The 22,028-nt window shown below is 46.2% G+C and carries 24 protein-coding genes; 23 read left to right on the top strand and 1 reads right to left on the bottom strand.

The annotated features are described in order from the left end of the window. Positions 1–7 precede the first annotated feature (7 nt). The 14 genes from DXA57_RS04170 (at position 8) to DXA57_RS04105 (ending at position 14,200) form a co-directional block, all read left to right on the top strand. Positions 8–1,213, top strand: a complete 1,206-nt coding sequence (locus DXA57_RS04170) for an NAD(P)/FAD-dependent oxidoreductase (protein WP_117764896.1) — start codon at positions 8–10, stop codon at positions 1,211–1,213. Then, positions 1,210–2,799, top strand: a complete 1,590-nt coding sequence (locus DXA57_RS04165) for an NAD(P)/FAD-dependent oxidoreductase (RefSeq protein WP_117764895.1) — start codon at positions 1,210–1,212, stop codon at positions 2,797–2,799. The genes DXA57_RS04170 and DXA57_RS04165 overlap by 4 nt, the downstream gene beginning before the upstream one ends. A 127-nt stretch (positions 2,800–2,926) precedes the next feature. Beyond that, positions 2,927–3,631, top strand: a complete 705-nt coding sequence (gene radC, locus DXA57_RS04160; protein WP_117764894.1) for a RadC family protein — start codon at positions 2,927–2,929, stop codon at positions 3,629–3,631. Positions 3,632–3,672: 41 nt separating this feature from the next. After that, positions 3,673–4,698: a rod shape-determining protein gene (locus DXA57_RS04155; protein WP_117764893.1), complete on the top strand. Its 1,026-nt coding sequence runs from the start codon at positions 3,673–3,675 to the stop codon at positions 4,696–4,698. Positions 4,699–4,744: 46 nt separating this feature from the next. Then, the gene (gene mreC, locus DXA57_RS04150; protein WP_117764982.1) at positions 4,745–5,713 is read left to right on the top strand and encodes a rod shape-determining protein MreC; all 969 of its coding nucleotides are present in this window, start codon (positions 4,745–4,747) and stop codon (positions 5,711–5,713) included. Positions 5,714–5,726: 13 nt separating this feature from the next. Continuing rightward, the gene (mreD, locus tag DXA57_RS04145; protein ID WP_117764892.1) at positions 5,727–6,227 is read left to right on the top strand and encodes a rod shape-determining protein MreD; all 501 of its coding nucleotides are present in this window, start codon (positions 5,727–5,729) and stop codon (positions 6,225–6,227) included. Positions 6,228–6,403: 176 nt separating this feature from the next. After that, positions 6,404–9,331, top strand: coding sequence for a penicillin-binding transpeptidase domain-containing protein (locus DXA57_RS04140; protein WP_117764891.1), 2,928 nt, complete (start codon positions 6,404–6,406; stop codon positions 9,329–9,331). Positions 9,332–9,356: 25 nt separating this feature from the next. Beyond that, positions 9,357–10,034: a septum site-determining protein MinC gene (locus DXA57_RS04135; protein WP_117764889.1), complete on the top strand. Its 678-nt coding sequence runs from the start codon at positions 9,357–9,359 to the stop codon at positions 10,032–10,034. Positions 10,035–10,096: 62 nt separating this feature from the next. After that, complete coding sequence (gene minD / locus DXA57_RS04130) at positions 10,097–10,891, top strand: septum site-determining protein MinD (RefSeq protein WP_117764887.1); 795 nt, start codon at positions 10,097–10,099, stop codon at positions 10,889–10,891. Positions 10,892–10,902: 11 nt separating this feature from the next. Further along, positions 10,903–11,154, top strand: coding sequence for a cell division topological specificity factor MinE (gene minE / locus DXA57_RS04125; RefSeq protein WP_117764885.1), 252 nt, complete (start codon positions 10,903–10,905; stop codon positions 11,152–11,154). Next, complete coding sequence (locus DXA57_RS04120; RefSeq protein WP_117764883.1) at positions 11,123–12,229, top strand: FtsW/RodA/SpoVE family cell cycle protein; 1,107 nt, start codon at positions 11,123–11,125, stop codon at positions 12,227–12,229. The genes minE and DXA57_RS04120 overlap by 32 nt, the downstream gene beginning before the upstream one ends. Before the next feature lie 16 nt (positions 12,230–12,245). Further along, on the top strand, positions 12,246–12,641 hold the full coding sequence (locus tag DXA57_RS04115) for a methylglyoxal synthase (RefSeq protein ID WP_117764881.1): 396 nt from the start codon (positions 12,246–12,248) through the stop codon (positions 12,639–12,641). Continuing rightward, positions 12,625–13,707, top strand: a complete 1,083-nt coding sequence (locus tag DXA57_RS04110) for a D-alanyl-D-alanine carboxypeptidase family protein (RefSeq protein WP_243005707.1) — start codon at positions 12,625–12,627, stop codon at positions 13,705–13,707. The genes DXA57_RS04115 and DXA57_RS04110 overlap by 17 nt, the downstream gene beginning before the upstream one ends. 73 nt (positions 13,708–13,780) lie before the next feature. Next, positions 13,781–14,200 carry a twitching motility protein PilT gene (locus DXA57_RS04105; protein ID WP_117764879.1) on the top strand — a complete coding sequence of 140 codons (420 nt, stop codon included), beginning with the start codon at positions 13,781–13,783 and terminating at the stop codon, positions 14,198–14,200. A 54-nt stretch (positions 14,201–14,254) separates the two neighbouring features. Here DXA57_RS04105 and DXA57_RS04100 read toward each other — a convergent pair whose 3' ends face one another. Beyond that, positions 14,255–14,473 carry a DUF378 domain-containing protein gene (locus DXA57_RS04100; RefSeq protein ID WP_117764877.1) on the bottom strand — a complete coding sequence of 73 codons (219 nt, stop codon included), beginning with the start codon at positions 14,471–14,473 and terminating at the stop codon, positions 14,255–14,257. Between the two features lie 135 nt (positions 14,474–14,608). Here DXA57_RS04100 and DXA57_RS04095 point away from each other — a divergent pair, with 135 nt between their 5' ends. From DXA57_RS04095 to dtd, 9 genes are all read left to right on the top strand, one after another. Then, positions 14,609–16,027 (top strand): HlyD family efflux transporter periplasmic adaptor subunit, encoded by a 1,419-nt coding sequence (locus DXA57_RS04095; protein WP_117764875.1) that lies wholly within the window; start codon positions 14,609–14,611, stop codon positions 16,025–16,027. 31 nt (positions 16,028–16,058) lie between these two features. Next, entirely contained in the window at positions 16,059–16,754 is a 696-nt protein-coding gene (locus DXA57_RS04090) for a YggS family pyridoxal phosphate-dependent enzyme (protein WP_117764978.1), read from the top strand. A gap of 15 nt (positions 16,755–16,769) precedes the next feature. Next, a complete protein-coding gene (locus DXA57_RS04085) occupies positions 16,770–17,366 on the top strand; it encodes a cell division protein SepF (protein ID WP_117764873.1) in 597 nt (198 codons plus the stop codon). A gap of 11 nt (positions 17,367–17,377) precedes the next feature. Then, entirely contained in the window at positions 17,378–18,133 is a 756-nt protein-coding gene (locus DXA57_RS04080) for a YlmH family RNA-binding protein (RefSeq protein WP_117764871.1), read from the top strand. A gap of 18 nt (positions 18,134–18,151) precedes the next feature. Continuing rightward, positions 18,152–19,273 carry a 3-dehydroquinate synthase gene (gene aroB, locus DXA57_RS04075; protein ID WP_117764869.1) on the top strand — a complete coding sequence of 374 codons (1,122 nt, stop codon included), beginning with the start codon at positions 18,152–18,154 and terminating at the stop codon, positions 19,271–19,273. Further along, entirely contained in the window at positions 19,263–19,772 is a 510-nt protein-coding gene (lspA, locus tag DXA57_RS04070) for a signal peptidase II (RefSeq protein ID WP_117764867.1), read from the top strand. The genes aroB and lspA overlap by 11 nt, the downstream gene beginning before the upstream one ends. 12 nt (positions 19,773–19,784) lie before the next feature. Beyond that, the gene (locus tag DXA57_RS04065) at positions 19,785–20,699 is read left to right on the top strand and encodes an RluA family pseudouridine synthase (RefSeq protein WP_117764865.1); all 915 of its coding nucleotides are present in this window, start codon (positions 19,785–19,787) and stop codon (positions 20,697–20,699) included. Positions 20,700–20,817: 118 nt separating this feature from the next. Continuing rightward, positions 20,818–21,453, top strand: a complete 636-nt coding sequence (locus DXA57_RS04060; RefSeq protein WP_117764863.1) for a cytidylate kinase-like family protein — start codon at positions 20,818–20,820, stop codon at positions 21,451–21,453. Further along, on the top strand, positions 21,450–21,899 hold the full coding sequence (gene dtd, locus DXA57_RS04055; RefSeq protein ID WP_117764861.1) for a D-aminoacyl-tRNA deacylase: 450 nt from the start codon (positions 21,450–21,452) through the stop codon (positions 21,897–21,899). The genes DXA57_RS04060 and dtd overlap by 4 nt, the downstream gene beginning before the upstream one ends. The last annotated feature ends 129 nt before the right edge of the window (positions 21,900–22,028 follow it).

Raw genomic sequence — 22,028 nt, 5'->3', positions numbered from 1 at the left:
GAAAAGGATGGAAGTATGTGTCATCGGAGCCGGAGCGGCAGGTCTTATGGCTGCCGTAGCTGCGGCAAAGAGCGGAGCGGCAGTGACGGTCCTGGAAGCAATGGATAAACCGGGAAAAAAGATCAGCATTACCGGAAACGGCCGCTGTAATCTCACAAACCGCGGGATCCAGAATGCAGCACCGTATTTTTCGGATGCTCCAGAGACCGCAGATGGCATCTTAAGAGGCTTTCCGGCAGAGGATACGGTCCACTTTTATGAAAATCTGGGACTTCTCATGAAAGAGCGGGAAGGAGGCCTGATCTATCCGTATTCAGATCAGGCGCAGTCCGTAGTAAACGCACTGCTCCAGGAAGTCAGACGGCGGAAGATCAAACTGAAATGCCGGGAACGGGTGGTTTCCGTTGAAAAGAAACAGGATCGTTTCTATATAAAAACGGAAGGCTGGCATTATGAAGCAGACCGTGTGGTCCTTGCCTGTGGCGGAAAGGCCGCTCCGCAGACCGGATCAGATGGCATGGGCTATGTGCTGGCGAAAAGTCTCGGCCATACGGTCACAGAGCCGCTTCCTGCCCTGGTTCCCCTGACGGCAAAGCTTCCGTTTGGAAGTCTTCTGGATGGTGTGCGGAGCCGTGCAGGGATCACTCTTCGGATCGATGGAAAAGCAATAGCCAGGGAGAAGGGAGAGCTTCAGTGGACCGGCTATGGGATTTCAGGCATCGCTGTATTCCAGCTCAGTTCGCAGGCGGTCCGGGCTCTGCAGAAAAAGAAGAAGGTAGAGGCAGAGATCGATCTTCTGCCTGATTTTACGGAAAGCGAACTGACAGAACGGGTCAGAGACCGGGAAGGTACGTATGAGGAAATCCTGGGAGGCTTTTATCATGCGAAGGTACTGAAGGCTCTTCTGAAAGAGGCAAAAGCCGCAGCCGGAGAAAAAGCAGTTCCGGAGAAAATAGGCTCTCTGATAAAGATGTCCAAACATCTGCGGCTGCACCTTACCGGTTCCAGATCCTTTGAACAGGCTCAGGTGACAGCCGGTGGTATTCCGTTACAGGAAGTAAAGGAAACAACGCTGGAATCCAGAAAGACGAAAGGACTTTTCCTGGCCGGGGAACTTTTGGATGTGGACGGTCCCTGTGGCGGCTATAATCTTCAGTGGGCCTGGGCCAGTGGTTATGCAGCCGGCAGCTCTGCCGGGAAAGGAGATTTATGATTCAGGTACAGCAGCTGAAGCTTCCGGTGGGGCATAAGAAGAATGCTCTTCTGGAAGCACTTATTTCAAAGCTTCATGTAAAAAAGGACGAGATCCTTTCTTTTGAGGTGGCCAAGCGTTCGCTGGATGCCAGAAAGAAACCGGAGCTTTTTTACAGTTATGTGGTCAATGTCCAGGTGAAAAATCAGGCGGCTGTCCTGAAAAGAAAGCCGAAAAATACCATTCCCTTTGAAAAGAAGCTTTATCAGCTTCCATCCCCCTTAAAAGAGTCTCCTTCCAGACGGCCGGTGATCATCGGTTCCGGACCTGCCGGTCTCTTTGCCGGTCTGGTCCTTGCCCGTCTCGGCTGCCGGCCGATCCTTCTGGAAAGAGGCGATTCCGTGGAAACGCGCCAGAAAAAGGTGGATCTCTTCTGGAACACAGGTGTACTGGATCCGGAAAGCAATGTTCAGTTTGGTGAGGGAGGGGCAGGAACCTTCTCTGATGGAAAACTGAATACGGCCGTGAAAGATCCTTCCGGCAGAAATGGTTTCGTTCTTCGTACCTTTGTGGAAATGGGGGCAGATCCGGAAATCCTGTACCTCAATAAGCCGCATATCGGAACAGATATTCTCCGTACGGTGGTCACAAGACTGAGAGAAGAGATCCTTTCTCTTGGCGGTGAAGTGCGTTTTCGAAGCCAGGTGACGGATTTCTTTATCAAGGACGGACGGATGACCGGTGTGGAGATCAACGGGATCGAGCGTCTGGATGCAGACCAGGTAATCCTGGCCACTGGTCACAGTGCCAGAGATACATTCCGGGTTCTTCTTGGAAAACCCGTACTCATGAAAGCAAAGAGCTTTGCGGTAGGTGTCCGCATGGAACATCCGCAGGAACTGATCGACAGCAATCAGTACGGACGCGCCCATGGAAGCGTTCTTCCTGCTGCAGATTATAAAGTCACACGGAAGCTGGAGAACGGAAAAGGAATGTATTCTTTCTGCATGTGCCCCGGCGGCTATGTGGTAAATGCTTCTTCCGAAGAAGAAATGCTGGCTGTCAATGGTATGAGCTATCACAGCCGGGCCGGACGGAATGCCAACAGTGCCATGGTTGTCACGGTTGGCCCGGAGGATTTCGGTTCGGATGCCATTCTGGCAGGTATGGAATTTCAGCGGAAACTGGAGCGGGCGGCTTTTCAGGCTGGAGAAGGAAAAATACCTGTGCAGCTGTTTGGTGATTTTCTCAAAAACCGAAAGAGTCAGACTCTCGGAGAAGTAGAACCGCAGAATAAAGGACAGTGGCAGTTCGGAGATGTCCGGGGGATTTTTCCGGAGTACCTGGCGGCAAGCCTTGCGGAGGGGATTTCTTCCTGTGAGCACCTGATTCCCGGTTTTTCCAGACCGGATGCCATTCTTTCTGGTGTGGAAAGCAGAACCTCCTCACCGGTGCACATTGAGCGGGATGAGAATCTGGAGAGTACGGTAAAGGGACTTTACCCCTGTGGGGAAGGTGCCGGTTATGCGGGAGGCATCACGTCAGCTGCCATGGACGGCGTCAAAGTGGCAGAAAGAGTGGCTGCCCTTCTCGGTGTCCAGTGGTGAAAAACTTATGCCTTTCTTAAGAATCCTTCCTCTGTACTTTCGTTTTCTTTTATGATATGATATTGGGATAAAGGTTTGTTTTGCCAAATCTTCTGCGGGGAAGACTGCCGGGAGAGCAGATGCATTTATGATAGAATATAAGACTATGAAGGATCTGCCCTCAGAGGAAAAGCCTTATGAAAAATTTGAGACCAGGGGAGCGGAAGCACTGACAGATGCAGAGCTTCTCGCTGTTCTTTTGCGCTCAGGGACAAAGGGAAGTTCTTCTCTTGATCTGGCACGCCTCCTTTTAAACCAGGAGGACTCCGGCGGGGGTTTTTTGAACCTTTATCACAGGAGCATCCGGGAACTGATGAAGGTTCCGGGGATTGGCAGAGTAAAAGCGATCCAGCTGAAGTGTCTTCTGGAACTTTCCAGGAGGATCGCAAAAGAGCCTTTTCGAAAAGAACTGTCTTTTGACAGCCCGAAGTCCATTGCAGATTATTATATGGAAGATTTCCGGCATGCGGAGCAGGAGCGTATGATGATCCTGATGCTGGATACGAAGGGCGGTTTTCTGGGAGAAGCCGTCATTTCTGTCGGTACCGTTAATGCTTCGCTTGTTTCGCCGCGGGAAATCTTTCTGAAAGCGCTGGCTTTTCATGCGGTATCTGTGATCATGCTCCATAATCATCCCAGTGGAGACCCGACGCCCAGTGAAGAAGATCTTCTGCTGACGCTTCGCATCAGCAAAGCGGGAGAAATGATCGGGATCGAACTTTTGGATCATCTGGTCCTGGGAGACCGAAAGTACATAAGCTTCAGAGAACAGGGCTTTTTTGATAAAAAATAAGTGTACGGTGCTTTTAAAGCAGCAAAGAGAGGGGAACAGATATGTCTTTCAAACGTATTTGCGGAGTAGACCTCGGAAGCGATACGATTAAAATCTGCGATAAAAACCAGAAAAAACTTCTTTGTGAGAAAAATATGATAGCGGTGAGGAACCGGACAGAACTCATTGGAGTCGGGCAGGATGCTTTTGAAATCTATGAAAAAGCTCCGGCAGACATCTATGCCGGCTGTCCGATCCAGAATGGTTCACTGGCCGAGGGGAGCAGCCAGGAGACTATTCTGATCCATCTGATGAAAAATTTTTCTACTGTCTTTACTCATCATCCGAATATTTATATGACAGCTCCCACAGACATCACGGAAGTGGAAAGGCGTGCTTATTACAAGATCCTTTCCGGACGTCTCCGGGCCAAACGTGTGATGCTGGTGGAAAAGGGTGTGGCAGATGCTGCCGGTATCGGTATGCCTCTGGATACGCCGGAAGGTCATATGATAGTAAATCTTGGCGGCGACCGCACAGAGATCTATGTAATTTCCGAAGGAAAAACGATCATTCAGAGAACACTCCGTATGGGTGGACATACGCTGGATGAGGACATTATCAATATGGTGAAAAAGCAGTTCCAGCTGAGTATCGGGCGAAAGACAGCAGAGGCACTGAAAAATCAGCTTGCCTATCTTCTGAACGGTCCGGCTCTTGAAATGCGCGTTTTCGGGATCCATACGGTGACTGGGCTGCCCCGTCAGGTGGCGATTCCGGCACTGGCAGTCAGTGTGTCCATTGTAGATACGATCGATGCCATCACGGAAGTGGTAAAAACCACGATGGAGAGAACCCCGCCGCAGCTTCTGGAAAACATCCGGAAAAACGGCATTTATCTCACAGGAGGTGTCTCCCTTTTGCCAAATCTTTCGATCTATATGCAAAAAGAGCTGGAGGTTCCGGTTTATAATGTCTCCGATCCGATCTTTACGACAGTCAGGGGACTTGTCCGGATCATGAACGATTCAGCTCTTCGAAAAAATGCAGCCTTTTCACTGAAGGATTTTGCAGGAAATCTTATTTAAGGAGGAAGCAGAAGAGACAGCTCTCTGGTCTGTATAAGGAATGACTATGAAGAAAAAAATCAACGACTCCAAGAAAAGTAAATACATTTTTGTGACACTCTGTATCGGCTGCTGCGCTCTGGTGGTTCTTTCCCTGGCATCAGATATGTCAGTCGGACCGCTGAAATATGTGAGTGGTTATGTGATCACGCCGATCCAGAAGGGGATGAATGAGGTCGGAAACTGGATCTCTGATAAAGGCATCTATCTGCAGAACAATGTAGACTATGCCGCAAGATGTCAGGAACTGCAGGAAAAGGTGGACCAGCTGACTGCTGAAAATACAGAACTGCTTGCTGACAGGGAAGAGAAAGAGCGGCTGGAAAAGCAGCTGGAACTCAGTGCCCAGTATGATTATGACAAGGTGGGTGCCAGAGTCATTGCCAGAGACTCCGATAACTGGTTCAATGTATTTACCATCGATAAAGGAAGCAATGACGGCATCGAGGTAAACAACAACGTGATTTCCAATGGTGGTCTGGTAGGGATCATCACAGATGTGGGACCCAATTATGCGATCGTACGTTCCATCATTGATGATTACAGCAATGTCAGCGCCATGGTGACTACGACAGAGGATACCTGTATCATTGCAGGGGATCTCCGGCTGATCGATGAGGGAAAGGTCAATCTGGTAAAACTGACAGACAGCCGGGATAAGGTAACGGTTGGAGATAAAGTTGTCACATCGGATATCAGCAGCCGTTTCCTTCCGGGGATCCTCATCGGTTACATCAGTGAGATCTCCATGGACTCCAACAATCTTACCAAATCCGGTTATATTACTCCGGCTGTGGATTTCCGCCATCTGCGGGAGGTTCTTGTTATAAAAGAACAGAAGGCGGTGAGCGGTGCAGAGAGTTCCCTTAAAAAGGCTGTCAGCAAAGAGACAGAAGGTCTGGTAAATGACAGCACAGAGGACAGCACTGAGACGGCTGCCCCGGAAGAGGCGACGACAGCTGATAACGGACAGTAAAGGAGGAAGCGATATGAGAGTAAGACGACGGATCATCATGATCCTGCTGATTTTCTTCTGCTTTCTGCTTCAGTCCACGCTTTTTCAGAGTACCTTTGCTGTGGCAGATGTCGCACCGAACCTTATGGTGATCCTCACGGTGTCGTTTGGTCTGATGAGAGGAAAAAGAGAGGGAATGTTTGTGGGTTTTCTGGGTGGAATCCTTTCGGACTTGTTTTTCGGAAGCGCCCTGGGCTTTACCGCCCTTCTTTATGTGATCATCGGATACTGTTGCGGTTTCTGCTACCGTATTTTTTACGATGATGATGTAAAAATGCCGGTTATCCTCATTGCTGTGAGTGATATCGGTTATGGTACAGCCATGTATCTGTTCCAGTTTCTTCTCCGGGGACGCGTGGAGTTTTTCTTCTATCTCAGAAGAGTGATCATCCCGGAGATGATCTATACCGTTGTGGTCACACTGGTCGTATACCGGTTGTTGTTACTGTTGAACCGAAGACTTGAACGCAGATAAGCATTCCCTCGCTTTAAGTGCGCGGAGCACTAAGCGGCGGGTGAGGGGGAGGCTTCTGTCAGTGGGGGTTGAAAGCTCCCACTGACAGATCGAGAAGCGACTGCGTTCAGGAGCAAGTAGCGAAGCGGATTGCGAAGGTCCGCTTTACAAAGCAGAACAAAGGAGTGTAGGCAGCTTTGTTTGATAACGTAAAAAGTACACTGTCAAAGGCGGTAAAATCCAGGATCCTGATCCTGATCCTGGTGCTTATCATTCTTGCCTTTATTTTGATCCAGAGGCTTTTCCATCTGCAGATCATAAACGGAGAAAGCTATCAGACAGATTTCACCATGCAGATCAAACGGACCAGGGAACTGAAAAGTACCCGTGGAAATATTCTGGACAGTGATGGAAATCCACTGGCATATAACCGGCTTTCCTATTCGGTTACCTTTGCGGACAGCGGAAGCTATGATACCGTGAAGGAACAGAATCTGACGCTGAACAGTTCCATGTACGGGATCTTAAAAATCCTGGAAGAAAACGGGGAAGAGATCAACACCAGTAGTTTTGCCATCGGCCTGGATGACAATGGAAGCTATTATTTTACAAAAAGCGGGTTTAATCTGCAGCGGTTCAAGGCTGATATTTATGGAAGACTGACCATCGATGCCATGACGGATGAAGAGAAGAATGCCACTGCGGAAAAGATGATCGAGGAGATGTGTGCGGCGAAAAAATTCGGACTGGATCTTTCTTCTTATAAGGGATCCGAGCTGGAAGCATATGGTCTTCCGGAGAGTTTCACCCGCGAAGAAGTCTTAAAACTCGCTGCCATGCGGAGTGCTGTGGCTGCCAACAGCTATCAGAAATATGTAACGGCGACTCTGGCAACGGATGTGAGCGAAAAGACCATGTCTCTTATCATGGAAAACAAGGATCTTTATCCGGGCGTGGATGTCGAAGAAGATTCTGTCCGTGTTTATGAGGACAGTAAATATTTTGCCCCTCTGATCGGTTACACCGGTCAGATCTCCGCCGAGGAAATGGAAACACTCAATGCAGACGGCGGAAGCTATAAAAACGGTGATATTGTAGGAAAATCCGGACTGGAACAGCATTTCGAAAAGGAACTTCAGGGAGAAAAGGGTTCTCAGACCGTTTATGTCGACAATATGGGTAAAGTGGTGGATGAAGAGGCTGAGGTCAGCCCGGAAGCAGGAAGCAATATTCAGCTTACCATCAACCGCGATCTTCAGAAGACAGCTTACGATATTCTGGAATCCTATATTGCAGCTATCGTCTACCAGAATATGGTAGATGCGAAGGAAGTGGATAATGAGAGTGCCGGTTCCGATGAGATCCGGATTCCTGTTTATGAAGTTTACTATGCGCTTTTTGAAAACCAGATCCTGGATGTGGATCATCTTTCTTCTGATGATGCGAGTGATCTGGAAAAACAGGTTTATCAGGCTTTTCTCTCCAAAGAGGATAATGTGTTTTCTGAGATCCGAAGCGAACTGACCTCCGATCAGCCAACGGCTTATCAGGATCTGAGAGATGAGATGAAGGCATATTCTTCCTATATTGTGAATGATATGCTGGCGGATGGAACGGGTATTCTTGATACGGATGCCATTGACAAGAATGATGAGACTTATAAGGCTTGGAGAGAAGACGAGACCATCAGCCTGAAAGAGTTTCTTACTTATGCCATCAGCAAGGACTGGATCGATATCGGAAAGCTCCAGCTGGATTCCGAGTATCTGGCTTCAGATGAAATCTATAATGCTCTGGCAGATTATATTTTTGACTATCTGAAAACAGATGAGGCTTTTACCAGACAGGTTTATAAGTATATGATCGAAGAGGAACAGCTCAGCGGCAGGGATATTTGTCTTTTGCTGTTTGATCAGGGGATCCTGGAGAAAAATGACGATGATTATGCGGCTCTCGCAGCCGGAACCATGGGAGCCTACGACTTTATCCGTTCCAAGATCTACAAGCTGGAGCTGACTCCGGCACAGCTGGCTCTGGAACCCTGTTCCGGTTCTGTGGTCATCACCGATCCGGATAGTGGAAATGTACTGGCTTGTGTAACGTATCCCAGTTATGACAACAATCTTCTGGCGAACAACATGGACAGTAAGTATTATGAAAAGCTCCGGACGGATAAATCCAGCCCCTTCTACAATCGTGCGACACAGGAGGTAACGGCGCCCGGTTCTACCTTCAAGCTGGTAACAGCGACCGCCGGTGCCATGGAAGGTGTCATTTCCATTTACGATACGATCAACTGTACCGGTAAATTTGACCTGGTGGAAAAAGATAATCCCATCAACTGCTGGATCTATTCCGCAGCGAACGGCTGGGGGTTCCATGGTCCGGAAACCATGGAAACGGCAATCCGTGATTCCTGTAACTTCTATTTTAATACCGTCGGTTATTATCTTGGTCAGAATGCGGACGGAGAGTACGTAGGTGATATGAGCCGACTCAATAAATACGCAGAAATGTATGGCTTTGATTCTACCAGTGGTATCGAGATCAGTGAGATGGATCCGCAGATCGCGACTGCTGACCCCACACGTGCTGCTATGGGACAGAGTAACAATGCGTTTACTACTTCCCAGCTGGCCAGATATGTGACAACTCTGGCAAACAGCGGAACCTGCTATGATCTGACGCTTCTGGACAAGATCACAGATTCCACCGGAAATACGCAGGAAGAGCCGGATCCGGTCGTGCATCATCAGCTGGAGCTTCCGGCTGACCTCTGGAATACGATCCATGCAGGTATGCATGATGTGACGATCAATAATGGAAACGGTATCTTTGCTGATCTGCAGACGCAGTATAATTTCAATGCAGCCGGAAAGACCGGTACTGCCCAGCAGAGAACAGATAAGGCAAACCATGCATTATTTATCGGATATGCACCTTACGAAAATCCTGAGATTTCCATGGCAGTCCGTATTACCAATGGTTATTCCTCCAGAAATGCTGCACTGGTGGCAAAAGACATCATGTGTTATTATTTCAATCTGAAGGATAAAGACTCGATCATTGACGGTACCGCAGGAAATGCAATTCAAAATGTAACAAAGGGCAGTAACCAGGATTAAACAAAAAGCAGGAGGCCAGAGAAAAATGAACACCAATTCCGTGATTATCAAATGCAATAAGTACGGTCTGATTGTTATTCTGGATGAAAATCTTCCCTTTGAGGAATTGATAAAAGACGTCGAAGATAAATTTAAGGAATCTGCAAAATTTTTCAAAAATGCCAAGATGGCAATGACCATCCGCGGGCGGTCACTGACGCAGGCAGAGGAAAAACAGGTGGTGGAGACGATCGTTGACAGCTGCGGGCTTCATATCCTCTGTATCATTGATGAGGACAGGAAGGAAGAACTGCTTTTCCATCAGGCGGTGGATAAAGCCATGGAGGAAAAAGATGCAGAAGACGGCTGGTTCTATCGCGGCACACTCCGGTCCGGACAGGTTCTGGAGAGTGAACACAGCATTGTGATCATCGGTGATGTAAACCCGGGCGCCAATGTGACATCAAAAGGAAATATCGTTGTCCTGGGTTCTCTCAGAGGAATTGCCTATGCAGGAGCCACCGGTGACAGGAACTGTTTTGTGGCCGCTCTTGTCATGAAACCGATACAGGTCAAGATCGCAGATAAAATGGCCCGGAGTGCCATCACAAAACGGGTAGATGATGCGGAATATAAGCTGGATCCGAAGATCGCATATGTGAAAGAGGATCATATTTATGTAAAACCCATTTCACAGGAAATACTGGGCGAACTTTCCGTATAATTGCAAAGTACCAAGGATATCCAGAACTGTAAATGAATGAGATGGAAATCGGAGGCAAAACTATGAGTGAAGTCATTGTGATAACATCGGGAAAAGGCGGCGTTGGAAAGACCACTGCCACAGCAAACATTGGAATGGGACTGGCCCGCATGAAGAAAAAGACCGTGGTCATTGATACCGATATCGGTCTTCGGAATCTGGATGTGGTTCTGGGACTGGAAAACCGTATTGTGTATAATATGGTAGATGTGATCGAAGGAAACTGCCGTCTGAAGCAGGCTCTGATCAAAGACAAGCGCTGTCCGGAGCTGTCTCTTCTTCCATCTGCCCAGACCAGGGATAAATCAGCCGTGACACCGGAACAGATGATCAAACTGACGGAAGAACTGAAGGAGCATTTTGACTATGTCCTTCTGGACTGTCCGGCCGGGATCGAGCAGGGATTTAAAAATGCCATTGCAGGAGCCGAGAGGGCCATTGTAGTAACAACTCCTGAGGTTTCCGCTATCCGAGATGCAGACCGGATCATCGGTCTTCTGGAGGCCGCAGAATTTCGGAACATTGATCTTCTGATCAACCGGATCCGTCCCGATATGGTACGCCGCGGGGAGATGATGTCTGTGGAAGATGTGGTGGAAATTCTTGCAGTAAACCTCATTGGAGCAGTTCCGGATGATGAGGAAGTGGTCATTTCGACAAATCAGGGAGAACCTCTGGCAGGAGACGATACGCAGGCAGGTCAGGCTTTCTTCAATGTATGCCGCAGGATACTCGGTGAAGAAGTGCCGCTTCTGGAATTTGAACAGACAACGGGCTTTCTCTCAAAAATATCCGGCCTGTTTCACAGAGGCAGATAGCGGAGGCTTTTATGAAAAAATTCAGTTTCATGCACAAGGATCAATCCTGCAGTGTTGCAAAAGACAGACTGTCAACCGTGCTTCTGGCAGACAGACTGAACTGTACACCGGAGATGGTGGAACTGATGAAACAGGAGATTTTATCCGTTATGGAAAAATATCTGGAAATTGACAGAACCAGGATGACAATACACCTGGAAATAACGACCAAAGAAGAACAGGGTGTGAAACATGCTAAGACAATACAGATTAAAGGATTATAATTTTCGACTGATCATATGGGTGATCGCACTTTCTGTCATAGGAATCCTGGTGATCGGAAGTGCAAAAGAGAGTGTGCAGACAAAACAGATCGCAGGACTGATCCTGGGACTGGTGGTTATGGTGATCACTTCACTGATCGACTACAGCTGGGTTTTGGATTTTTACTGGCTTTCTTATTTTGTGGGTATCGGACTTCTTGCCGCCGTGCTGCTTGCCGGTGAAAATGTGGGTGGTGCAACACGTTGGATTCGTGTGGGAGGAGTCCTGCAGTTTCAGCCTTCCGATGTGGTAAAAATCCTGATGATCGCATTTTTTGCCAAGTTTTTTTCAAAACATGAAGAAGATATCAGCCGCTTCAAAACGATCCTGATCGCACTGCTTCTTGTGGCAGCTCCGACAGCCCTGCTTTTGAAGGAACCGGATCTTTCCACGACCATCGTATTTGTATTACTTTTTTGTGCAATGTTTTTTGTATCAGGATTGAGTTATAAAATTGTTGGTGGTATAATAGTGGCGTGTGTTCCGTTGGCGGTTCTCCTTATGAGTCTGATCCTGTCGCCGGATCAGCAGGTTCTCCAGGGCTATCAGGCAAATCGTATCCTGGCGTGGCTGAAACCGGAGGAGTATCCGGATATTGCCAGACAGCAGGTAAATTCGATCATAGCCATCGGATCCGGACAGCTTTACGGAAAAGGTCTGGACAATAATGTGGTTTCGTCAGTAAAAAACGGAAATTTCATTTCCGAATCCCAGACAGACTTTATTTTCGCTGTGGCCGGTGAGGAGCTTGGTTTTCTTGGATGTTGTATCATTATTATCCTGGAGCTTCTGATCGCTTTGGAGTGTATCAACATCGGAAGACATGCAAGAGATCTTCCAGGCACCCTTGTAGGGTGCGGAATGGGAGCTTTGATCTTTTTTCAGAGCTTTATCAACATCTGTGTTACGACTGGCCTGATGCCAAACACCGGCCTTACACTTCCCTTTGTAAGCTACGGGCTGACATCTCTTGTCAGCTTCTGTATCGGAATCGGTCTGGTTCTGAATGTAGGGCTTCAGGTACGAAAATATTAACAGGGGGTAGCAAATCATGAACATTGGATTAGTTGCACATGACGCAAAGAAAATTTTAATGCAGAATTTCTGCATTGCATACAGAGGAATCCTGAGCAAAAATACCGTGTATGCCACAGATACTACCGGACGGCTGATCGAAGAGGTTACCAATCTCAACGTTCACCGGTATCTGGCAGGTCATCTGGGCGGGATCCAGCAGATGGCTGCCCAGATTGAAAATAATGGGATCGACCTTATGATCTTCCTTCGGGATCCTATGAATCCCAAGAAATTTGAGCCGGACGTGAAAGATATTTTCCGCCTCTGTGATACACACAACATTCCTCTGGCTACAAACCTGGCAACGGCAGAATTGCTCATCAAATCATTAGACAGAGGAGATTTAGAGTGGCGTGAGATGTACAAATAAAAATGAAAAAACAATTCCCAGAGAAAGAAGGAGTACTTACCGGAGGGAGATCAGCCGCAGGCGGAAACAGCGGCGGCTGATCATTCAATTTGTTTCTCTTCTGGTAGTTCTGGTTCTTTTACTGTGTGGTCTTGGTTATGAATTTCTTCTCAAGAGTCATGAGATCGATCTGGTAAGAGCCTATGATAAGACAGATCCTGCCTTTGGCCTTACCAATATCAGCTTTGATGGTGATTTTTCTTCTTCCTTTGCATCAGATCTCTGTGTAGCTCCGGAAGAAGACGTGGTTCTTCCGGATCTTTCCGTAGATGCCGTTTCTGCTGCTATTTTTTCAGAAGCAGACCATCAGACCGTTTATGCCAAGGCAGTTCATGAGCGGCGTTATCCAGCCAGTCTGACCAAGGTTATGACCTGTCTGGTTGCCCTGAAGAATGGTAATCTGGATCAGATGATCACCGTGGGAGAGGAATGTAAGGATATCGATATAGGTTCCTCTGTCTGTGAGATCCAGCCTGGAGATGTCTTAAGCCTTCGGGAGCTGCTGCTTGGTCTGATGATCAATTCCGGTAACGATGCCGCTATGACGGTTGCCCAAAATGTCGGTGGTACAGTGGAAAATTTTGTTGCCATGATGAATGAGGAAGCTGCCGCTTTGGGAGCTGTGAACACACATTTTATGAATCCCCATGGTCTTCAGGATGAAAATCATTATACGACCGTATACGATATGTACCTGATCTTTCATGAAGCATTGAAAAATGACGATTTCCGTGATATCATCAGCCGTCATTCCTATTATGCTTCCTTCAGTACTACGGCTGGGGAAGAGCGGAATATCACCTGGGAATCTACGAACCACTACTTCATCAATGAGGCAGTTCCGCCGAAGGATGTGGAGGTAGTGGGCGGCAAAACAGGTACTACCAGTGAGGCCGGAGCCTGTCTGGTCCTGCTCTCAAAGAACAAATATGGCAATCCCTATGTGACGATAATCATGAAAGAACCTGACAAAGAAAGCCTCTATCAGGAAATGAATCAACTTTTAGGTAAAATCAACGAAAAATAGTTGTATTTTTGAGAACCATATAGTATAATTGCAATATAATACTTGTGTCGATAGACTAAAGGAGGAGATTACAATGATACAGATCATCGCAGGTGAGAAAGGCAAAGGAAAGACAAAACAATTACTGGACAAGGTAAATACGGAGATTAAAACTGCCCACGGCAGCATCGTTTACCTGGACAAAAATGCGAAGCATATGTATGAATTAAACAATAAAATCCGTTTGATTGATACCTCCGCATTCCCCATTGGAAACAGCGACGAATTTCTCGGATTTATCTGTGGTATTCTTTCACAGGATCACGATCTGGAGCAGATGTACCTGGACAGCTTCTTAAAGATTTCAAAACTGGAAGGCTGTGACATCAGCGCTACTGTTGAAAAACTTGATAAGATCGGTGAAACTTTTGGTGTGAATTTTGTACTAAGCGTATCCATGAACGAATGCGATCTTCCGGAATGCGCGAAATCAAAAGTAATTGTTTCATTGTAATACATATCCGAAAGATAAGGCTGTCTTCAAAACAGGAAGGCAGCCTTTATTTTTTTATTCTCCTTCTTCTCCCACAGCAATGATACGGCCATACATGCTGAGAACGTAAAGGCCGGAAAGCCCTACAAGTGCATAGATGATCCTTGAGAGCAGGGACAAGGAACCAAAAAGGTAAGCAACCAGATCAAATTTAAAGAAACCAACCAGGCCCCAGTTGACAGCACCGACGATGACGAGAGTCAGAGTCGTATAATCAAGCCATTTTGAATTCATATCAATTCCTCCTTATGATTTTATGTTAGTGTTGACCATTTTTGGAAATTTATACGTGTCAGAAAAGAAATCAAAAAAGCGGTTGTGAGATGGCGGAATAAGTGGTAAAATACCTTGGATAAGGAGGACAGTTCTTTGAACAGGAAAAAGAATAATAAGATCGTAAAATACAGAAATGGCCCGGTCCTCAATATTGGAACGGTTCTGTTCGGTGTTATTTTTGTATATATGATTATCTGTCTTGTCATGTATGTGACGACCGATCATATTACAGCTTATGAAGTAACGGCTGGTCCTCTGGCTGGTAACTATCGTTACAATGCACTTGCGCTCCGGACAGAAACGATCGTTACGGCAGATCATGCCGGCAGTGTCAGCTATTATGTCAGAGAAGGAAGCAAAGCAGGAAGTGGAACGGCAGTCTGTTCGGTGAATGAAGGTTCCCTTTCCGCCTCTCTTGTTCCGGAAAAGGTAAGTGTGGGAAGTGAAAAGGATACCACTGCTGTGCAGACGAGTACGCTGGATGAAGATTCCCTGAAGATTCTGAAAGAAGAGATGGAAAGTTTCTCTTTGGGTTTTCAGCAGGAAAATTTCCAGGCAGTTTACAATTTCAAAGGTGATCTGGAAAGCACACTTCTGGAAGCCGGTATCTCGGAAACAGCCGGAACAGACGGAAGTTCGATTGTCAATGCCTGTACGGCTCCAACAGAAGGAATCGTTGTTTTTTCTACGGACGGTTTTGAATCAAAGCTTCCGGAATCACTCACGGCATCCGATTTTGAACAGAAAAATTATGAAAAAAAGAATCTGCGGATGAACAAAAATGTTAAGAGCGGAGATCCGATCTACAAACTGGTGACAGAGGAAAACTGGTATCTCTGTATTCTCCTGGATCAGAAAATGGCGACAGAGCTGGCTGCAAACAACAGTGTAAAATTTCGCTTTTTAAAAGATGACACGATCTTTTATGCAGGACTTCAGATCCAGAAAGTGGGAAATTCGTATATCGGGATCCTGTCTATGGATAAATGTATGAGTCTTTACGCATCGGAACGTTATGTTGATATTGAACTTGTACTGAATCGGAAGACCGGCCTGAAGATTCCAAATTCTGCTATTGCTATAAAAAGTTTCTACAAGATTCCTGAGGAGTTTGCCGTTTATGACCGGGAAACGACCAGTACACCCTCTGAGATCAGTGTGTTGTGTCCGGTGGTGGATAAAAACGGAACAGAGTCTGTAAAAACAAAAACAGTTACTGTGTACGATAAAACAGAGGATGGTTTTCTTGTGGACTGTTCCAGTTTCCAGAAAGGCGATGAGCTTCGCAAACAGAACAGCCAGAAAACATACACGATCCAGGAGACGGAATCCATCAGTGGCGTTTATAATATAAACAAGGGGTATGCCGTATTCCGTGAGATCACCATTATTGATGAAAATGAAGAATATTGCATTGTAGAAGCAGGGTCTACCTTTGGACTGGCCCAGTACGATCACATTGCCCTGAATGCAGATACTGTCAATGACGAGGATATTGTGATCCATTATTAAACGATAAGAAAGTGAAGTGTAAAGAATGAGTATGCTGCTCGATAATCTGAACGATGTGGAAAAACGGATCCAGGCGGCCTGTGACAGAAGCGGCCGGAAACGGGAGGAGGTTCTTCTTGTTGCTGTGAGCAAAACAAAACCGGTTGAAATGATTGAGGAGATCATGGCAGCCGGAATCGTGGAATTTGGAGAAAATAAACCGCAGGAGCTCCGTGATAAATATGAAGTGCTCCCGAAAAATCTCCATTTTCATATGATCGGCCACCTGCAGACAAATAAGATCAAATATGTGATTGACCGGGCGGTGCTGATCCATTCCATTGATTCCATCCGTCTTGCAGAAGCGGTCAATGCAGAGGCAAAAAAGCATGACCGTATCATGCCGGTCCTTGTGGAGGTCAATGTAGCTCAGGAGGAAAGCAAATCAGGCTTTCTGGTAGAGGAAACAGAAAAAGCAATTCGCGAAATTGCAAAACTGTCCAACATTCGTGTAGAAGGTCTTATGACGATCGCACCTTTTGTTGAGAATGCTGAAGAAAATCGTCAATATTTTGTAAAATTGAGAAAATTATCTGTTGACATCGCCGCGAAAAACATTGATAATGTTACTATGCATCATCTTAGCATGGGAATGACCGGCGATTACGAGGTAGCCATTGAAGAAGGTGCAACCATGGTCCGTGTAGGGACCGGAATCTTCGGAGAAAGAAATTATCAGATTGGATAAAGATAGGAGATAGAAATGGGAGTATTAGACAAATTCTTAAACGTCATGAAACTAAACGATGATTATGATGACGATGATTATCTGGATGATGAGATTGATGACGAATTTGAGGAAGAACGCCCTGCAAAAAAACATTTTTTCAAAAAGAATGACGATTTTGATGAGGATGATGATTTTCAGGATGACTTCAAGATCAAAGAAGCCAGAAAAGCCAAGACAGTTGCGCCGAAAGCATCCGTTTCCGAGCGTCCCAGACAGCTCAAGGCTCAGCCTGTGACCAGCAGTAAGGTTTCTCCCATCCGTCCGAGAAAGAGCAGCGGAATGGAAGTCTGTGTGATCAAGCCAAAGTCCATGGAGGACGCCAGAGAGATCACAGAAACATTGCTTGGCGGTTGTACGGTAGTTCTGAATATGGAAGGACTGGATCTTGATATTGCACAGCGTATCATTGATTTCTCTTCCGGGTCCTGCTATGCGATCAATGGCACTCTTCAGAAGATCAGCGGTTATATCTTTATTATCACTCCGTCTACGGTGGATGTATCCGGTGATATTCAGGAGATCTTAGGCGGTTCCTTTGACGTGCCGTCTGTTCATTCCTCCAGATTCTAGGAGAAACAAAGATGAATCGGGAAGAAGAACTGTTTAAAAAGAGATTAAAAGATCTGGCCGGCGCAGCCGACCGGCGAGGGATCGTGGTCTTTACCGATTTTATGAATCTTAATGAACTGAATATTTTTCATAGTTGCGTAAAAGAGTTTGCATATGTTTCATACAGGCTCTTTGGCGGCTATGAACATGCAGAGCGTCAGATAGCAGCCTTTCTTCCTGATGCTCTTTCTTATAATTATGACTTTCCTGTTGTTTCATTAAAGATTCGTCCTCTTCAGAAGAAGTTTGCAGAGGATCTGAGCCATAGGGATTACCTTGGAGCTCTTTTAAATCTTGGTGTGGATCGTTCAAAGATCGGAGATATCCTGATCGGGGAAAAAGAAGCAATCTTCTTCTGTGAAGAAGGGATTGCCCCTTTTCTGCAACAGGAATTGACCAGAGTACGTCATACACCGGTTCGGGTAGAACCTGCAGATCCTGATGAGATACAGGTGACGGAACGAACGGAACGCCTTCGTGGAACTGTGAATACGGTACGTCTGGACAGCGTCATATCTGTAGCACTGAAGTCCTCCAGGAGCAGCCTGGTTTCTCTTATTGAAGAGGGAAAAGTCTTTGTAAACGGCAGGCTGGTGACCTCCAATGGTTGTCAGTTAAAGGAGAACGATCTGATCTCTGTTCGCGGCTTCGGCCGTTTCCGTCTGTTGTCGTTCGAGGGACAGACGAAAAAAGGCCGTTATGTCATCGAAATAGAGAAATATTTGTAAAAGCGAGGAAAAATAGAGATGAGTGAAGAAATAAAAAAAGCCCTTACGGTAAAAACAGGGCAGAAAACTTCTTATGATATTTATCTGGAAGAGAATTTTGACGGCATAACAGAAGCCGTAAAAGTACTGGAGCCGGAAAACAGGAAAATCTGTATCGTGACAGACAGTACAGTAGCGTCCCTGTATCTGACTCCGGTAAAAGCGGTTCTTGAAAAAAGTTTTGCGGAAGTAAGTGTATTTACTTTCCCGGCTGGAGAAGCTTCCAAAACGCTGGATACGGTGAGAGAACTCTATCGTCATCTGATCGGAGCTCATTTTGACCGGAAAGATATTCTGGCTGCTCTTGGTGGAGGCGTGACCGGAGATCTTACCGGTTATGCAGCTGCTACGTATCTCCGCGGAATTGACTTTATCCAGATTCCGACGACACTGCTGGCACAGGTAGACAGCAGTATCGGTGGAAAAACAGGAGTGGACTTTGACGGCTACAAGAATATGGTAGGTGCGTTCCATCATCCTGCGCTTGTCTATGCAAATCTTTCCACGTTGAAAACCCTTACGGCCGAGCAGTTTGCCTGTGGTATGGGTGAGGTATTAAAGCATGGTCTGATCAAAAACGCTTCCTATTATGAGTGGTGCATCAACCAGATGTCTGAGATCCAGGATCGCGAGGTGGCTGTCCTGAGAACGATGGTTCTGGAAAGCATGAAGATCAAAAAAGCAGTTGTTGAAAAAGATCCGACAGAAAAAGGGGAACGGGCTCTTCTGAATCTTGGGCATACCGTAGGTCATGCAATTGAAAAGCTTCAGGATTTTCAGATGCTTCACGGTCAGTGTGTTGCTCTCGGTTATCTCTGTGCCGCCTACATTTCCTGGAAGAGAGGACTTCTTACCAATGAGGAGTTTTTTGAAATCCGTGATATGAATGTTGGCTTTGATCTCCCGATCTTTCTGGATGCCCTGGACGAGAACGAGGTTGTCAAGGCGACCAAATCCGATAAAAAGATGGAACATGGTCAGATTAAATTCATTCTTTTAAAGAGCATCGGACATGCTTATGTGGATTTCAAAGTGACAGATGATGAGATCCGCTCTGCCGTCCATTATTTCCTTGATAACGGAGAAGAAGATGGAGAATAAACAAAATGACCGCCGGTACATCCTGGGATGTCTGGCGGCGCTTCTGTTGCTTGTAGCGATTGATCAGTGTACGAAGGTATTGGCAGTTCAAAAACTGAAGGATCAGGATGCCATCGTATGGATTCCTGGTGTTTTTGAACTGCTTTATCTGGAAAACAGGGGAGCTGCTTTTGGAATTTTTGAAAATATGCGCTGGATGTTTCTTTTTGGAACTGGGTTGATTCTTGTATTGACCATATTTTTATTCCGGCGTTTTCCTAAAAAAAGGAAATATATTCCCTTCCTGGTATCTCTTACCATGATCGCAGCCGGAGGGATCGGAAATCTCATTGACCGTCTGCGTCTGGGCTATGTCATTGATTTTTTTTACTTTTCACTGATTGATTTTCCGGTGTTTAACGTGGCAGATATATATGTAACTGTGGGAGTGGCATTATTTGCCATTTTATATCTGATTACGGGAGAGGAGGAGTTTTCCTGCCTTTCCAGAAAAAAATGACAGGGAGGACAAATGGACGAATTTACGTATGAAATCAGTGCGGAAAAAGCCGGTGAACGGATCGATAAGTTTTTGTCAGGAGAGCTTTCAGAGCTCTCCCGTTCTTATATTCAGAAACTTTTAAAAGAAGGCATGGTAACGTTAAACGGGAGACCTCTGAAAGCGAACTACCGCCTTCGTGAGAAGGATGAGATTGAGATCCGGATCCCTCCGGCCATGGAACCGGATATTCTTCCGGAAGATATTCCATTGGATATTCTTTATGAGGACAGTGATGTTCTTGTCGTCAATAAGCCGAAGGGAATGGTTGTTCATCCCGGAGCAGGTCATTACAGCGGGACACTGGTCAATGCTCTGCTGTATCATTGTGGAAACAGTCTTTCCGGTATTAATGGTGTTCTGCGGCCCGGGATCGTCCATCGGATCGACCGGGATACCACAGGTTCCCTTCTGGTATGTAAAAACGACATTGCCCACCGTTCAATCGCTGAACAGCTGAAGGTACATTCCATTACCAGAAGATACCGGGCTATCGTATATGGAAATTTGAAAGAAGAGGAAGGGACGATCAACGCTCCGATTGGCCGCCATCCGGTAGAACGAAAAAAAATGGCCATTAATTATAAGAACGGAAAGGAAGCGGTGACGCATTACCGGGTATTGGAACGATTTCGTAATTATACCTATGTGGAGTGTCAGCTGGAGACCGGGCGGACACATCAGATCCGTGTTCATTTTTCCAGTATGCATCATCCGCTTTTGGGAGATGAAGTCTATGGTCCGAAAGAAAATCCGTTCCATCTGGAAGGCCAGACTCTGCATGCCATGATCTTGGGCTTTGATCACCCTGCAACGGGAGAATATATGGAATTCTCAGCACCATTGCCAGAATATTTTGAAAAACTTTTGAAAAAATTACCAAAATAAATGTACATTTTTTTGTTTTCATGCTATACTATTCACAAAAGAAGAATTCATTCTTTGTGGTAGGTTGTAAATGGCTTGCCATATCGTTTTGAGTGAATCAGGAAAGGACGTGTTGTGTATGGCAAAATCAATTATTACAATCGGAAGACAGTATGGAAGTGGCGGAAGAGAGATCGGTGAGAAAGTAGCAGAAAGACTCGGGATCAAATGTTATGACAGTGAGCTTCTTGACCGCGCAGCGAAAGACAGCGGTATGTGTCAGGAGATTTTTGAAAATCACGATGAGCGCCCGACGAACAGTTTCTTGTATTCTCTGGTAATGGATACCTATTCCATGGGTTATTCGTCTTCTGCTTTTGCAGATATGCCGATCAATCATAAAGTTTTTCTGGCTCAGTTTAACGCCATCAAGGAAATCGCTAAAGAAGGTCCTTGTGTCATGGTTGGACGTTGTGCAGATTATGCACTGGCTGAAAATCCGAATCTGGTGTCTGTCTTTGTTCATGCACCGCTTGAAAGCCGTATCCGTCGTATTGCAGCCAAATATGATCTGACGGATTCCAAGGCAAAGGATTCCATTCTGAAAACAGATAAAAAACGTGCCAGCTACTATAACTATTATTCTAATAAGAAATGGGGAGATGCAGCCAGCTATCAGCTCTGCATAGACAGCAGTGCCTGTGGCATTGAGGGTTCTGTAGAGGCAATCCTGAACTTTGTTGCGATCAAGGAAGCGGCTGCCAGTAAGAAATGAGACTAGTAATACAGAGAGTGACCCGTGCATCCGTCACGGTAGATCAGGAAGTTGTCGGAAAGATCAAAAAGGGTTTTCTGGTTTTTGTAGGAATAGGTGCTTCGGATGATGAAGCGATCGCTGACAAGTATCTGAAAAAAATGCTTGGTCTTCGGATTTTTGAAGACGAAAATGGAAAGACAAATCTTTCTTTGAAGGACGTAGATGGAGAAATCCTTCTGGTATCGCAGTTTACACTTTACGCAAACTGCCGTCATGGAAACCGGCCAAGCTTTACAGAAGCAGGCCCCCCTGCTGAAGCTGAGAAGCTCTATGAATATATGCTGAAGCATTGCAGAGAGAGTGTTCCGGTAGTCGAACATGGAGTATTCGGAGCAGAGATGAAAGTGGAACTCTGTAATGATGGACCTTTCACCATCATTCTTGATGAAAATACTTTTGCATAGGTTAACCGAATCAAGCAAGTCCCCTGCTTCAATTGTGCAAAGCAATAAGCAGGGGACTTGCTTGTATTAGGAGTGGTGCAAGCCACTCCTGATAAGCTGCAAAGCAGCATTCGGTTATGAGCAAGTAGC

The organism is Blautia sp. OF03-15BH, assembly GCF_003463065.1.
Taxonomy (GTDB): domain Bacteria; phylum Bacillota; class Clostridia; order Lachnospirales; family Lachnospiraceae; genus Limivivens.
Note: the sequence above shows the minus strand (reverse complement) of the source record. Positions and strands in the feature narration are given on the sequence as shown.

Excerpts from the sequence above, each read along its gene's own strand:
- DXA57_RS04065 (WP_117764865.1), top strand. The coding sequence starts at position 19,785 with ATGGACGAATTTACGTATGAAATCAGTGCGGAAAAAGCCGGTGAACGG.
- DXA57_RS04060 (WP_117764863.1), top strand. The coding sequence starts at position 20,818 with ATGGCAAAATCAATTATTACAATCGGAAGACAGTATGGAAGTGGCGGA.
- DXA57_RS04120 (WP_117764883.1), top strand. The coding sequence starts at position 11,123 with ATGCTAAGACAATACAGATTAAAGGATTATAATTTTCGACTGATCATA.
- DXA57_RS04105 (WP_117764879.1), top strand. The coding sequence starts at position 13,781 with ATGATACAGATCATCGCAGGTGAGAAAGGCAAAGGAAAGACAAAACAA.
- radC (WP_117764894.1), top strand. The coding sequence starts at position 2,927 with ATGATAGAATATAAGACTATGAAGGATCTGCCCTCAGAGGAAAAGCCT.
- dtd (WP_117764861.1), top strand. The coding sequence starts at position 21,450 with ATGAGACTAGTAATACAGAGAGTGACCCGTGCATCCGTCACGGTAGAT.
- DXA57_RS04085 (WP_117764873.1), top strand. The coding sequence starts at position 16,770 with ATGGGAGTATTAGACAAATTCTTAAACGTCATGAAACTAAACGATGAT.
- DXA57_RS04165 (WP_117764895.1), top strand. The coding sequence starts at position 1,210 with ATGATTCAGGTACAGCAGCTGAAGCTTCCGGTGGGGCATAAGAAGAAT.
- DXA57_RS04100 (WP_117764877.1), bottom strand. The coding sequence starts at position 14,473 with ATGAATTCAAAATGGCTTGATTATACGACTCTGACTCTCGTCATCGTC.
- DXA57_RS04115 (WP_117764881.1), top strand. The coding sequence starts at position 12,246 with ATGAACATTGGATTAGTTGCACATGACGCAAAGAAAATTTTAATGCAG.
- minD (WP_117764887.1), top strand. The coding sequence starts at position 10,097 with ATGAGTGAAGTCATTGTGATAACATCGGGAAAAGGCGGCGTTGGAAAG.
- minE (WP_117764885.1), top strand. The coding sequence starts at position 10,903 with ATGAAAAAATTCAGTTTCATGCACAAGGATCAATCCTGCAGTGTTGCA.
- aroB (WP_117764869.1), top strand. The coding sequence starts at position 18,152 with ATGAGTGAAGAAATAAAAAAAGCCCTTACGGTAAAAACAGGGCAGAAA.
- DXA57_RS04135 (WP_117764889.1), top strand. The coding sequence starts at position 9,357 with ATGAACACCAATTCCGTGATTATCAAATGCAATAAGTACGGTCTGATT.
- mreD (WP_117764892.1), top strand. The coding sequence starts at position 5,727 with ATGAGAGTAAGACGACGGATCATCATGATCCTGCTGATTTTCTTCTGC.
- lspA (WP_117764867.1), top strand. The coding sequence starts at position 19,263 with ATGGAGAATAAACAAAATGACCGCCGGTACATCCTGGGATGTCTGGCG.
- DXA57_RS04155 (WP_117764893.1), top strand. The coding sequence starts at position 3,673 with ATGTCTTTCAAACGTATTTGCGGAGTAGACCTCGGAAGCGATACGATT.
- DXA57_RS04090 (WP_117764978.1), top strand. The coding sequence starts at position 16,059 with ATGCTGCTCGATAATCTGAACGATGTGGAAAAACGGATCCAGGCGGCC.
- mreC (WP_117764982.1), top strand. The coding sequence starts at position 4,745 with ATGAAGAAAAAAATCAACGACTCCAAGAAAAGTAAATACATTTTTGTG.
- DXA57_RS04080 (WP_117764871.1), top strand. The coding sequence starts at position 17,378 with ATGAATCGGGAAGAAGAACTGTTTAAAAAGAGATTAAAAGATCTGGCC.
- DXA57_RS04170 (WP_117764896.1), top strand. The coding sequence starts at position 8 with ATGGAAGTATGTGTCATCGGAGCCGGAGCGGCAGGTCTTATGGCTGCC.